The organism is Plantactinospora sp. B24E8 (assembly GCF_039871735.1).
In the GTDB taxonomy this organism is placed as follows: Bacteria; Actinomycetota; Actinomycetes; order Mycobacteriales; family Micromonosporaceae; genus Plantactinospora.
The window spans coordinates 132,341-144,439 of record NZ_JBDPMH010000015.1 but is presented as its reverse complement, the minus strand read 5'-3'; the positions used below and the strand labels follow the sequence as shown (position 1 = coordinate 144,439).

Below are 12,099 nucleotides of genomic sequence, written 5' to 3'. Positions count from 1 at the left end.
GACCATCCACGGAGCTGGAATGAACACAGTCACCGCCGCCCACCCGGTTGTCGCACCGGCCGCGACCGAGCCGACCCGGCTGGAGCTCCGGCCGCGCTACGAGGGCTCGAACATCTGCACCTGGATCGGCTTCAAGCACGTCAACTACCTGATCGAGGAGGCCGTCCTCGACCACCTGCGCCGCAACGGGCTGGCGCCGGGCTGGCTCTACGAGCGGTACGCGCTCGGCGTGGACCTGGTCGACATCGACACCCGGATCCTGCACGCGTACCACATCGACGACGTGGCGGTCGCCGAGGTGCGTCGCGACCCGAAGGTGCCGGACGAGCTGGCCTTCACCGTCGTGCTGAGCAAGACCGACGCGCTCAACACCCGGGCGGCCAGCGCGAAGGTGCGGGTCAGCCTCCGGCACGACCCGACGACGGGGCCGGCCGACCCGGTGCCGGATCCGATCGCCGGCTATGCGGTGCCGAAGCTGGGCCGGGCGCTGCCGGACGCCCCGCGACCGGTCCGGGTGACCGGGCGGGACCCGGGGGAGGCGCTCACCGAGGGCCGCAACGCGTACGCCTGGAAGTGGCGGATCCCGTACCCGTACTGCCACTTCACCAAGCGGGTGCAGATGTCCGGCTATCTGCGGCTGATGGAGGAGGTGGTGGATCTCTTCCTGGCCGACCGGGGTGTCTCGATCCGGACCCTGCTGGTCGAGCAGAACTGGATTCCGGTGGTGCCGCACTCCCGGATCACCATTCTCGACGAGGCGCTGATGGAGGAGGACGTCTGGACGGTCTTCACCGTCGAGGACGTCTTCAAGGGCCTGACCTACACCGCCCGGATGGACTGCTACGCGGTTCGGGACGATCTGCTGGTGCCGGTGGCGACCGGTCGGATCACCCACGGCTACGCGGTCATCGACAACCGCCGGGACTGGCACCTGGTGCCGTTCGACGACCGGATGAACGCCGCGCTGGAAGGCAAGTAGGGCCGTGACCGACGTCCTCGTCACCGGGATCGGTGCGGTCAGCTGCCACGGACGCGGCGCGGCCGCGCTGTGGCGGGCCATGCGCGACGCCCGGGTACGGCTGCCGGACCGGCCGGCGGACCCGCTGGCGCACATGGCGCTACCGCTGATCTACCTGGTGCCCGAGGACCACGTCCCGGCGGAACACCCGGGCCGGGCGGCGCAGTTCGCGGTGACCGCCGCCGCCGAGGCGTTGCGCGACGCCGGACTGACCGGCCGGGAGCGGACCCGGTTCGGGGTGGTGGTGGGCAGTTGCATGGGCGAGGCCGGGCTGCGGGAGGCGGACCGCTACCCGGAGTCGAGGACCGCCGGCCGGCGTCCGGCCTTCCAGCTCGCCACCCATCTCGGGGCGTGGCTCGGTGGGATCGGCGCCAACTCCAGCATCGCCAACGCCTGCTCCGCCGGCCTGTTCGCGCTCTGCACCGCCGTCGACATGCTGCGCTGCGGCGAGGTGGACGTGGTGCTGGCCGGCGGGGCGGACGCGTACTCCCGGGTCGCGCTCGGTTGTTTCAACCGGCTGGGTGCGGTGGACCCGGTCCGGTGCCGGCCCTACGACCGGCACCGGGCCGGCACGGTCTTCGGTGAGGGCGCCGGGATGCTGGTGCTGGAGTCCCGGGAGCACGCCCGGGCCCGGGGTGTCGGCACCGGCTACGCCCGGGTGACCGGTACCGGCTGGAGCTGCGACGCCCACCATCCGACCGCGCCGGAGCCGGCCGGTGACCAGATCACCCGGGCGATGCGGGAGGCGTTGGCCGAGGCCGGCGACGACGGGGTCGGCTGTGTGCTGCCGCACGGCACCGGTACCCAGCTCAACGACGTGACGGAGAGCGGCGCGCTGCACCGGGCGCTCGGCCCGGCCGCCGGGTCGGTGCCGCTCTACAGCCTCAAGGCGCTGATCGGGCACACCGGGGGTGCTGCCGCCGGCCTGGCCGCCTGCGCCGCCGCCCTGATCCTGCGGCACCGGGTGGTGCCGCCGAACGTGCCGCTGGACGAACCGGACCCGGCCTGCCCGGTCCGGCTGCCGGTCGGTGCCGGCACCGCGCTCGACGTCGACCGGGTGCTGGTCAACGCGTACGGCTTCGGCGGCACCAACGCCTCGGTGGTGCTCGCCGCCGACGGTGGCGGTGTGCGATGAGCGCCCCGGTCGGGTCTTCCCGGACAACGCCGGACGGCGACGTCCGACCCGCCGGGGCCCCAGCCACCGGCGCGGTGGCCCCGGACGTGGTGGTCACCGGGATCGGCGTGGTCGCCCCGGGGCGGCCCGGTGAGCCGTGGTTCGACCCCCGGGCCGAGCTGGGCGGGCGCGGCTACCGGTATGCCCCGGCGGCGACCCGGTACCTGCTCGCCGCCACCCGGCGGGCAATCGTCGACGGTGGACGGCTCGACCGGCTGCCGCCGGAGCGCCGGGGTGCCGCGGTGGCCACCAACGGCGGACTGGAGCCGCTCTTCGCCGAGATGGACCGGACCGTCACCGGGGCCGACGCCACCGAACTGAGTCCGGCGCTGGCGCCGTACTTCGCGATCAACGTGCTGGGTACCCGACTCGTTGCCGAGCACCAGCTCAAGGGCTTCCACCTGACGCTCACCTCGCCCCGGGTGGCCGGGTTCGAGGCGGTCGAGGCGGGCTGGCGTGCCCTGGCTGTGGGGCGCTGCGACACCCTGCTGGTCGGGGTCACCGAGGACGGCGCCGAGCAGGGCGCGGTGGCGCTGGTGCTGGAGCGGGCCGGTGCCGCCGCCGGACCCGGCCACGGTCGTCTCCGGGCCGCGACCCTCTTCGTTCCGCCGTCCGCCGTCTCCGACCGGGTACGGCTGACCGCCGCGCTGGACCGGGCCTTCGACCGGCTCGCCCCCCGGCCTGCCCCGGCCACCCCGGGCAACCTGACCACTGCGGGTACCCCGGCCACCCTGGCCAGCCCGGTCGAGCTGTTCGGTGACGGGTCACCGGTGGCCGACGCGGTCGGGGCGGCGGTCGCCGAGCTGACCGGGGTGAATCCGGTACCCCGACCGGTCGGCGCCGGCTGCCTGGCGCCGATGCTCCGGACCGCCCGCCTCTTCGCCGGCCCACCGGGCGAACACCGGCTTGTCGTCGCCACCGCCGAGGGCAACGTCGCCGTCGTCCGGGTCTCCGTCGCCGCCCCAGCCATCCGGGAGGAATCGTGATCGTTCCACTGCGTGGCCGTTGGTCGCTGGTCCTCGGTGCCTCCAGCGGCATCGGTCGGGCGATCAGCCTGGCCCTGGCCCGCGAGGGCGTACACGTGATCGGTCTGCACTTCGACACCGCCGAGCGGGCCGACGGGGTCGCCGACCTCGTGACCGAACTGCGCGGGTACGGCGTCCAGGCGCACTTCGTGAACGCGAACGCGGCCAGTCCGGCCACCCGGGCCGAACTGGTCCCGCTGGTCGCCAGGTTGACCGAGGGGGCCGGGCTGCACATCCTGGTGCACTCGCTGGCGTTCGGGACCCTGGTGCCGTACCTGCCCCGACCGGGGTACGACGACGGGATCGCCCGGCGCCAGCTGGAGATGACCCTGGACGTGATGGCGCACAGCCTCGTCTACTGGACGCAGGACCTGCGGGCCGCCGACCTGCTGCCGCCCGGCGCCAAGATCTACGCGATGACCAGTGCCGGCGTGCACCAGAAACTGCCCGCCTACGGTGCCGTGTCGGCGGCCAAGTCCGCCCTGGAGTCACACGTCCGGCAGCTCGCCTGCGAACTGGCCCCGGACGGGGTCGCGGTCAACGCGCTGCGGGCCGGGGTCACGGTCACCCCGGCGCTGACCCGCATACCCGGCAGCGCCGACTTCGTCGCCAACGGCGCCGACACGAACCCGCACGGCCGGCTCACCCGCCCGGAGGACGTGGGCGAGGCGGTGGTGTTGCTCTCCCGTACCGACTCGTCCTGGATCACCGGCAACACCATCGGGGTGGACGGCGGCGAACTGCACGCGGCGGCCGGGGCCTGGCGCCGCCCGCCGGCCAAGGCCGGCGACGGTTCCGACGAGACCGCCGAAAACCGAAGGTGAGCCGGTCCGGTGCCGGGCCGGCCACGGCCCGGGCCGGGTGATGGAGGAGGAAGACATGTCCCGAACCGACCTCGTCGTCTCCGGCTGGTCGGCCGTGTCACCGTACGGGCTGGGTGCCGAGCCGTTCGCGGCCGGACTGCTCGCCGGCGACCGGACCGTCGAGCAGCTGGACCCGCAGGTCTGGCCGGTGCCGGACGACCGGGCCGCCCTGGTGCCCGACTTCGACATCCCGACGGTGCTCGGCACCCGGGGGACCCGGTCGATGGACCGGATCACCGGCCTGGCGGTGAGCACCGTCGGCCTGCTCTTCACCGAGTACGGCCCGAAGCTGGCGGATCGGCCGGAGGACGTCGGCCTGGTGCTCGGCACCGGCTCGGGCAGCGTGCAGAGCATCATGGACTTCACCCGGGACTCGCTGACCGGGGAGAAGCCGTTCCACGTCGACCCGGCCCGCTTCCCGAACACGGTGATGAACTGCGCGGCCGGGCAGAGTGCGATCCGGCACCAGCTCAAGGGCCCGAACACCACGGTGGCCGGCGGCGCGCTGACCGGTCTGCTGGCGCTCAACTACGCCGGCCGGCTGCACCGGCGCGGGCGTTCCGAGGTGATTCTCTGCGGCGCGGTCGAGGAGTACTCGGTGCAGCGGAGCTGGCTGGAGTGGCACGCCAACGACGGCGCCGCCCCGACCCTCGGCGAGGGCTGCGCCGTGCTGCTGCTCGAGTCCGGGGCCAGCGCCGAGCGGTACGACCGGCAGCCGCTGGCCACCGTGCTCGGTGCCGGGTTCGGCGCGTTTCCCGACCGGTCGCCGGACCGGGCCCGGGAGGTGCTCGCCGGCTGCGTCCGCCGGGTGCTGGCCGACAACGGGGCAACCGGACCACAGGTACGGCTGGTCGCCCCCGCCGTCCCGCCCGGCCCGCTCGGCGACGCCGAACGCGCGGCCCTGGCCGACGTGCTCGCCGACGACACGGTGGTCCGGATCGAGTGCCGTGACCTGCTCGGCGACACCGCGGCCGCGTCCGCGTCCTTCCAGCTCACCGCCCTGCTCGCCGCCGCCGGGGCACGACCCGATCTCGCCGGCACGCTCGCCCTGGCCACCTCGGTCGACCAGGAGGGCACCGTCGGCTGCGCCCTGCTGCGGATCGGATCCGCGGCACCCGTCAACGAAGGGATCCGACCATGACCGACCAGCTCGCGACGACGGTGGAGAACAGCCGGCCGTTGGACAAGGAGGACCTGCGGCGGCTGATCGCCGAGGTGCTCGACGTGGAGACCGACGAGGTCTCCGACCAGGCGCACTTCGCCGACGACCTGGACGTCGACTCGCTGATGGCGCTGGAGATCGCGGTACGGCTGGAGAAGGCGTACCGCGTGAAGGTCGCCGAGTCGGAGATGACCGCGATCACCACCCTGGACGGCACGTACCGGCTGCTGGAGCGCAAACTCCAGGGGGCCGCGTGACCGCCCGGGCCACCCCGGTCGAGGTCGCGGTCACGGTGACGGACCGCACCCCGACGACGGCGACCGGCACCGTCCGGGTCGATCCGGCGGACCCGGTCTTCGCCGGCCACTACCCGGGCTTTCCGGTGCTGCCCGGAGTCCACCTGATCGAGTTCGCCGACCAGACGCTGCGCGGCTGGCTCGGCGTCGACGGTCCCGAGGGCCCGGTGGAACTGGCCGCCGTCGAGCGGTGCCGGTTCCTCCGGCCGGTCTATCCCGGTGACACCGTCACCGTGGAGCTGACCGTGGACCGGACCGACGACGGGCTGCGCTGCTCGGCGGGGGTCCGGACGGCGGCCGGCCCGGTCGCCGACATCCGGCTGCGGCACCGGGCGGCCGGCGCCGGGACGACGGCACCGGAGCCGGTGGCGGAACCTGACGGTCGGGTCGGCTCGGGCCCGGCGCTCGACGGGTCCGACGAGGGTGCCGCACTGTCGGCCGGACCGGCCCGGATCCGGCAGACCATTCCGCACCGGTACCCGATCCTGCTGGTCGACCGGGTCACCGAGGTCGTACCGGGGCGACGGCTCACCGCCCGCAAGGCGGTGACCAGCGCGGAACCGGCGTACGCGCGACTGGACGACACCGCCGACGACAGCGGGTACGCCTATCCGGTCCCGCTGCTGATCGAGTCCTGGGCGCAGGCGGCGGTGCTGCTCGCCGTCTGGGACACCCCGAACCCGGACGTGCTGGCCGGGAAGGTGGAACTCGCCGGCGCGATCAACAACATCCAGGTGACCGGTCCGGTCCCGCCCGGCGGTGTGCTGGAGCACCGGGTCGAACTGGTCCGGGCCGTCGGTGACACGTCGATCCTGGCCGGCGAGACCTGGTACGACGGCCGCCTCGTGCTCGCCGTACACCACTTCGTGCTCGCGCTGCGTTCGATCGACGTCCTGCGCCCGGCCGCCGCCGCGACGTCCTGAGGAGGAGCAACATGTCCACATCGCACAGTGGTCCGTCGGCCGGGGAGGCCGGTGCCGACGGGACACCCCCGGTCGCCGTGGTGACCGGGGGTTCCCGGGGGATCGGGCGGGCGGTGGTCGCCCGGCTGGCCCGCGACGGGTACGACGTCGGGTTCTGCTACCGGGCCAACGACGAGGCCGCCGAGCTGGTCGCCAAGGAGGCCCGCGAGTACGGCGTACGGGTGCTGGCCCGGCGGGTGCACGTCGCGGACCGGGCGGCGGTCCGGGGTTTCGCGGAGGAGGTCGAGGCGGAACTCGGCCCGCCGACGGTGGCGGTGACCGCGGCCGGCATCGTCCGGGACCGCCCGCTGGCCCTGATGAGCGATGCGGAGTGGGACGAGGTGCTGCGGGTCAACCTGGACGGCACCCAGCACCTGTGCCGGTCGGTCGTGTTCGGGATGATGAAGCGGCGCCGGGGTGCCGTGGTCACCCTCTCCTCGGTGGCCGGAGTCGCCGGCAACGCGACCCAGACGAACTACGCCGCCGCCAAGGCCGGGATCATCGGGTTCACCAGGGCCCTGGCCAAGGAGGTCGGCCGGTACGGGATCCGGGCCAACGTGGTCGCACCGGGTTTCATCACCACCGACATGACGGCCGGGCTGCCCGACAAGATCACCCGCGAGATGCTCGCCCGCGCCTCGCTCAACCGGTTCGGCACCCCGACCGAGGTGGCCGAACTGGTCTCCTTCCTCGCCTCGGACCGTGCCGCGTACATCACCGGCCAGGTCGTCCAGGTCGACGGCGGCCTCGCCCTCTAGCACCCCGGGAGAGTTCATGCTGAAGTTCTACTTCTCCCTGCGCAGCCCGTACTCGTGGTTGGCGTACCGGGACCTCGGCACGCGGCACCGGGAACTGGCCGGTCGGCTGGAGTGGATCCCGTTCTGGGAACCGGACGAGGTGAGTCTGCGGATGCTCGGCGACGCGGGCGGCAAGTTCGTCTACACCCCGATGTCCCGGGCGAAGCACCTGTACGTGCTGCAGGACGTCCGACGGCTCGCCGCCGAGCGGGGCCTCTCCTTCGCCTGGCCGGTCGACCGGGCACCGTGGTGGGAGGTGCCGCACCTCGGCTACCTGGTCGCCAAGCGGCACCACCGGGGCCCGGAGTTCCTGGAGCAGGCGTACCGGGCGCGCTGGGAGCAGGGCCGGGACGTCTGCGACCGGTCGGTGGTGGCCGAGATCGGCGAGTCGGTCGGCATCGACCCGGGGGAGGTACGCGACGCGGTGGAGAACCCCCGGGTCCGGGCCGAAGGGGTGGAGGCGCTGCTGTCGATCTACCGTGACGGCGTCTTCGGTGTGCCGTTCTTCGTCCGGGGCTACGACCGGTACTGGGGGGTGGACCGGCTCGCCACGTTCGCCGCCGCGGTCGAGGGCGCCGACGCCGACGCCGAGGCGGCCGCCCGGCGGACCCTGAGCGCGGTTTCCGCCGTACCGGGGCGGGACGACGACCGGGCCACCGACGGCGGGCACGCCGGCGGCTGTGGCTGAGGTGGCTGATGAGTCTCTTCGTCGCCGCGCTGGGTGAGGTTGCCGCCCGGGTGCCGGACAAGCCGGCGGTGCTGTTCCACCGTTCCGGCGGGGTCGAGTCGTTGACCTACCGGGAGCTGGACCGGGCGGCCCGGAGCATCGCCGTCTGGCTGCGCGACCGGCTACCGGCCGGGGACGCCCGGGTGGTGCTCGCACACGGCCCCGGGCTCTCCTTCGTCACCGCGTTCGTCGGCTGCCTGTACGCCGGTGTCACCCCGGTGCCGGTGCCGCCGCCGACCGGTCACCGGCACCAGGTGGTACGCAGCGCGGGAATCGTCGCGGACTGCGGTGCGGCACTGGTGCTCACCGACCCGGAGACCCTGCCGGCGGTGCTCGCCTGGCGGGACGCCTCCGGTCTCGGCGACATCCCGTGCGCGGGTCCCGCCGCGATCTCGGAGGCGAGGGAGGAGCCGGGGAAGTCCGGCCCGGACCGCTGGCACCCGCCGGACCCGGACCCGGACCGGCTGGCGTTCCTGCAGTACACCTCGGGGTCGACAAGCGCGCCGAAGGGGGTCATGGTCAGCCACGGCAACCTGGCGCACAACATCGGGCTGATGCGCGACTGCCACGGCTGGCACGGCGACCTGGTGTTCTGCAGTTGGCTGCCGACGTACCACGACATGGGGCTGATCGCGATGCTGCTGACGCCGCTGTACCTGGGCGGCACGGCCGTGCTGCTGTCGGCGATGGACTTCCTGAAGCGGCCGTACCTCTGGCTGGACCTGATCAGCCGGTACCGCGCCCAGGTGAGCTGTGCGCCGAACTTCGCCTACGACCTGGCGGTGCGGCAGGTCGGTGACGAGCAGGTGGCCGGGCTCGACCTCTCCGGCTGGCGGTACGCCTGCAACGGCTCGGAGCCGATCAACGCCGGCACCCTGGAGCGGTTCGCCGCCCGGTTCGCGCCGGCCGGGTTCCGCCCCGAGGCGCTGCTGCCCGGGTACGGGTTGGCCGAGGCGACCCTCTACGTCTCCGGTACCCGGGTCGACTCGCCGCCGGTCGTCCGCCACGTGGACACCGCCGCGCTCGCCGCCGACAAACTGGTGGTGGCGAGTGACCCGACGTCGGCGGAGCTGGATGGTCCGGCGTCGACGACACCGCTGGTCAGCAGTGGGGTGGTGCGGGGGATCGAGGTGCTGGTGGTCGACCCGGCCAGCGGTATTGTGCTGCCGGACGGGCAGGTCGGCGAGGTGTGGATCGGCGGCGGGAGTGTGGCGGCCGGCTACTGGCGGCGGCCGGACGAGACGGCGGAGACGTTCGGCGCGCGTACCGCCGACGGGGCCGGACCGTTCCTGCGGACCGGGGACCTCGGCGCGTACCTGGACGGCGAACTGTTCATCACCGGCCGACGCAAGGAGATGCTGATCGTCAACGGGCGGAACCTCTACCCGCACGACGTGGAGCGGGAGGCGGCGGACGTGCACCCGGTCTTCGCCGAGTTGCCGACCTGCGTCTTCTCCGTACCGGGCCGGCAGGGCGAGGCGATCGTGCTGGTCCAGGAGATCCGGTCGCGCGGGCTGACCGGCGACGACCTGCGCGGGTACGCCCGGACCGCGAAGACGACGATGACGGTCCGACTCGGTGTCCGGGTGGGTAACGTGGTGTTCGTCCGTCCGGGGCGGATCCTGCGGACCAGCAGCGGCAAGATCCAACGTCGGGCCATGCGGGACCGGTTCCTCGCCGGCACCCTGGAGTCGTTGCACGAGGACCTGGACCCGGAGCTGCGGACGGTCACCTCGGCACCCAGCCGATGAATCGGGCGTACAGGTCCTGCGGGCTCGGGCCGCCCGACTGGTACCGGACGTGCAGGTCGCTGGTGGCGTCGTAGAGCATCGCGCAGAGATAGACCGAGAGCGCGACCCGGTCGTGGGCGTACTCGGTCAGCAGCCTCTCCCGGGCGGTGTCGCACGGCCAGGCGGCGGCGCAGACCCGGCACGACCAGAGCGGCCGTCGCGGCAGGTGCGGCCCGTCGGTGGTCACCGTCGCTCCCCGGGTACGTCGTGCCGCCCGTCCCCTGGCCGTCCCGTCCGGTACGTCCGCCGCTGGTTGAGCCCACCGCCGGGTGGCGGATACGGTCGCGGGATCGGCGGGACGACGGCGTCCGGGCAGCGCCACGGAAGGCCGCAGTGGCAGTAGCGCCCGAGTCGACGCCAGTTTCGGTGGTGCCGGGGTGCGTACCGGACGGGTGTGTCTCGCCGTCTCCGCCACATCAGAGTCTCCTTCGCCGCCGGTGGGACGGGCCGCTCCGGCTTGCCGTCCGGAGCGGCCCGGTGGCGACGCACCGGTCGGAGGCGGGGGGAAGGTCCGGTGCGTCGCCGCCCCCCACTCTGGTGACGATGTCGCTACTGTCGGAAGGATTCGTCCGCCTACCGGTGAGCCGTACGGCACCGGACCCCTCCTGTGCAGAGGAGCGCAGATGACCACTCCGCCCACCACTCCGCCCACGTTGGAGCTGTTCGCCGAGGAACTGCGGCTGGCCCGGACCGATGCCGGGCTGTCGCAGGAGGAACTCGCCGTCGAGGTCAACTACTCCGCGTCCCTGGTCGCCGGGGTCGAGCAGTGCCGGCGGATCCCGCAGCCGGAGTTCACCGCCCGCTGCGAGCGGGTGTTGAAGACCGCCGGCCGGCTGGAACGGATCCGCTGCCGGATCGGCCGGGAGGTGATCCTGCCCTGGTTCCGGGAGTGGGTGCTGCTCGAACGCGAGGCGACCATGCTCCGCTCGTATGAGCCGCTGGTGGTCTCCGGGCTGCTGCAGACCGAGGAGTACGCCCAGGCGCTGCTCGAAGGGGCCAGCCGGTTCACCGTGGCCCAGCTCGAACAGCAGGTCGCCGCCCGGGTCGAGCGGCAGGCGGTGCTCGACCGGGTGCCGCCGCCGACCTTCGTCGCGGTGCTGGACGAGCAGATTCTGCACCGCCCGGTCGGTGGTCCGAAGGTGATGGCCGGCCAACTCCGGCACCTGGTCGAGGCGGCCCGCCGGCCCTGGGTGCACATCCAGGTGGTGCCGCTCGCCACCGGGGCCTACCCCGGGCTGAACGGCGCGTTTGCGCTCGCCACCCCGGCCGAGGGCGAGGATTCGGCCTACCTGGACAACCAGCTCCAGGGCTACGTGGTGCAGCGCCGGGCGGACGTACTATCGGTGGCGGAAACCTGGGAGGTGGTGCGGTCCCAGGCGCTGTCGCAGGAGCAGAGCCTGCGGATGATCGAGGAGGCGGCGCGGAGATGGAGCTGACCGGCGCCCGGTGGCGCAAGAGCAGCCGGAGCAGCGGTAACGGTGGCAACTGCGTGGAGGTGGCGGACAACCTCCCCCACATCGTCGGTGTACGGGACAGCAAGGACCCGTCCGGGCCGGCGCTGGTCTTCGCGCCGGACGCCTGGCGGGCGTTCGTCGGCACGGTGACCGCACGGCGCTGACCCGACGGGCACGGGGGAGTGGACGACGCGGACCGGGCCGCCGCGCTCGACGGGATCCGGCGCAAACTGGCGCTGCTGAAGCAGCTCGAGGCGGAGCACGGCTTCGGTGTGGTGATCGAGGAGCAGGCCGCGCCGCTGGCACCGATCCCGGAACTACCGCCCGGCGTGGTCGAGGTGTTCAGTGTGGTCCGGCGGCTGGAGGGCAGCTACTTCCGGTTCCGGCAGCCGCCCGAGATCAACAGCCCGGCCGCCTTCCGGGACCGGGAACTCCTCCCGTACGACCTGCTCGGCCACCCGTTGAGCATCGGCTGGGAGATCCGGGACATCCCGGCCGACCTGGTCGCCGAGCGGGACATCGGCCAGCCGGTCTACCTCGACGTCACCGACGGCTACGTCTACCACCTGAACACCGACGAGTACGTCCTGCACATCAAGGGCGCGTACGACGGCGACATCGAGGTCGACGAGTTCGCCCCGGACGTCGTCACCTTTGTCGACCGCTGTGTGCTCGGCCCGGAGTACCCGGACGTGGTGGAGACGATCTGCGGCCCCTTCCACCGGAACCACCGGGTCCGCAAGGGACGGTTCAAGGGGCAGTACACCGACACCTGGCTCCGCCTCCTGGTCGCCGCCGGCCTGGCCGACTGACCGGCGGACCCGTCCCGTC

The 12,099-nt window shown here is 73.2% G+C and carries 14 protein-coding genes; 13 read left to right on the top strand and 1 reads right to left on the bottom strand.

Features of this window, described 5'->3' with window-relative positions:
- The first annotated feature begins 19 nt into the window (after window positions 1-19).
- From ABGB21_RS21915 to ABGB21_RS21870, 10 genes are read left to right on the top strand one after another with little or no spacing between them, the layout of a single operon-like run.
- On the top strand, window positions 20-979 hold the full coding sequence (locus ABGB21_RS21915; RefSeq protein ID WP_347652533.1) for a thioesterase: 960 nt from the start codon (window positions 20-22) through the stop codon (window positions 977-979).
- Window positions 980-983: 4 nt separating this feature from the next.
- Window positions 984-2,153 carry a beta-ketoacyl synthase N-terminal-like domain-containing protein gene (locus ABGB21_RS21910; protein ID WP_347679258.1) on the top strand — a complete coding sequence of 390 codons (1,170 nt, stop codon included), beginning with the start codon at window positions 984-986 and terminating at the stop codon, window positions 2,151-2,153.
- Window positions 2,150-3,178 (top strand): beta-ketoacyl synthase N-terminal-like domain-containing protein, encoded by a 1,029-nt coding sequence (locus ABGB21_RS21905; RefSeq protein ID WP_347652531.1) that lies wholly within the window; start codon window positions 2,150-2,152, stop codon window positions 3,176-3,178. Before ABGB21_RS21910 ends, ABGB21_RS21905 begins: the two co-directional genes overlap by 4 nt.
- Window positions 3,175-4,041 carry an SDR family oxidoreductase gene (locus ABGB21_RS21900; protein ID WP_347652530.1) on the top strand — a complete coding sequence of 289 codons (867 nt, stop codon included), beginning with the start codon at window positions 3,175-3,177 and terminating at the stop codon, window positions 4,039-4,041. The genes ABGB21_RS21905 and ABGB21_RS21900 overlap by 4 nt, the downstream gene beginning before the upstream one ends.
- Window positions 4,042-4,096: 55 nt before the next feature.
- On the top strand, window positions 4,097-5,221 hold the full coding sequence (locus ABGB21_RS21895) for a beta-ketoacyl synthase N-terminal-like domain-containing protein (protein ID WP_347652529.1): 1,125 nt from the start codon (window positions 4,097-4,099) through the stop codon (window positions 5,219-5,221).
- Window positions 5,218-5,499 (top strand): acyl carrier protein, encoded by a 282-nt coding sequence (locus tag ABGB21_RS21890; RefSeq protein WP_347652528.1) that lies wholly within the window; start codon window positions 5,218-5,220, stop codon window positions 5,497-5,499. Before ABGB21_RS21895 ends, ABGB21_RS21890 begins: the two co-directional genes overlap by 4 nt.
- Complete coding sequence (locus tag ABGB21_RS21885; RefSeq protein WP_347679256.1) at window positions 5,496-6,461, top strand: hypothetical protein; 966 nt, start codon at window positions 5,496-5,498, stop codon at window positions 6,459-6,461. Before ABGB21_RS21890 ends, ABGB21_RS21885 begins: the two co-directional genes overlap by 4 nt.
- Before the next feature lie 11 nt (window positions 6,462-6,472).
- Window positions 6,473-7,258 carry a 3-oxoacyl-ACP reductase FabG gene (gene fabG, locus ABGB21_RS21880; protein ID WP_347652526.1) on the top strand — a complete coding sequence of 262 codons (786 nt, stop codon included), beginning with the start codon at window positions 6,473-6,475 and terminating at the stop codon, window positions 7,256-7,258.
- A 16-nt stretch (window positions 7,259-7,274) separates the two neighbouring features.
- Complete coding sequence (locus ABGB21_RS21875; protein WP_347652525.1) at window positions 7,275-7,985, top strand: DsbA family protein; 711 nt, start codon at window positions 7,275-7,277, stop codon at window positions 7,983-7,985.
- 8 nt (window positions 7,986-7,993) lie between these two features.
- Window positions 7,994-9,775 (top strand): fatty acyl-AMP ligase, encoded by a 1,782-nt coding sequence (locus ABGB21_RS21870; RefSeq protein ID WP_347652524.1) that lies wholly within the window; start codon window positions 7,994-7,996, stop codon window positions 9,773-9,775.
- Here ABGB21_RS21870 and ABGB21_RS21865 read toward each other — a convergent pair.
- On the bottom strand, window positions 9,753-10,001 hold the full coding sequence (locus tag ABGB21_RS21865; RefSeq protein ID WP_347652523.1) for a hypothetical protein: 249 nt from the start codon (window positions 9,999-10,001) through the stop codon (window positions 9,753-9,755). The genes ABGB21_RS21870 and ABGB21_RS21865 overlap by 23 nt on opposite strands.
- Window positions 10,002-10,437: 436 nt before the next feature.
- Between ABGB21_RS21865 and ABGB21_RS21860 the strand changes: the two genes are divergently transcribed.
- The 3 genes from ABGB21_RS21860 to ABGB21_RS21850 are packed head-to-tail and all read left to right on the top strand — an operon-like array spanning window position 10,438 to window position 12,080.
- Complete coding sequence (locus ABGB21_RS21860; RefSeq protein WP_347652522.1) at window positions 10,438-11,250, top strand: Scr1 family TA system antitoxin-like transcriptional regulator; 813 nt, start codon at window positions 10,438-10,440, stop codon at window positions 11,248-11,250.
- The gene (locus ABGB21_RS21855) at window positions 11,241-11,432 is read left to right on the top strand and encodes a DUF397 domain-containing protein (protein WP_347652521.1); all 192 of its coding nucleotides are present in this window, start codon (window positions 11,241-11,243) and stop codon (window positions 11,430-11,432) included. The genes ABGB21_RS21860 and ABGB21_RS21855 overlap by 10 nt, the downstream gene beginning before the upstream one ends.
- 18 nt (window positions 11,433-11,450) lie before the next feature.
- Complete coding sequence (locus ABGB21_RS21850; protein ID WP_347652520.1) at window positions 11,451-12,080, top strand: hypothetical protein; 630 nt, start codon at window positions 11,451-11,453, stop codon at window positions 12,078-12,080.
- Window positions 12,081-12,099: the final 19 nt, after the last annotated feature.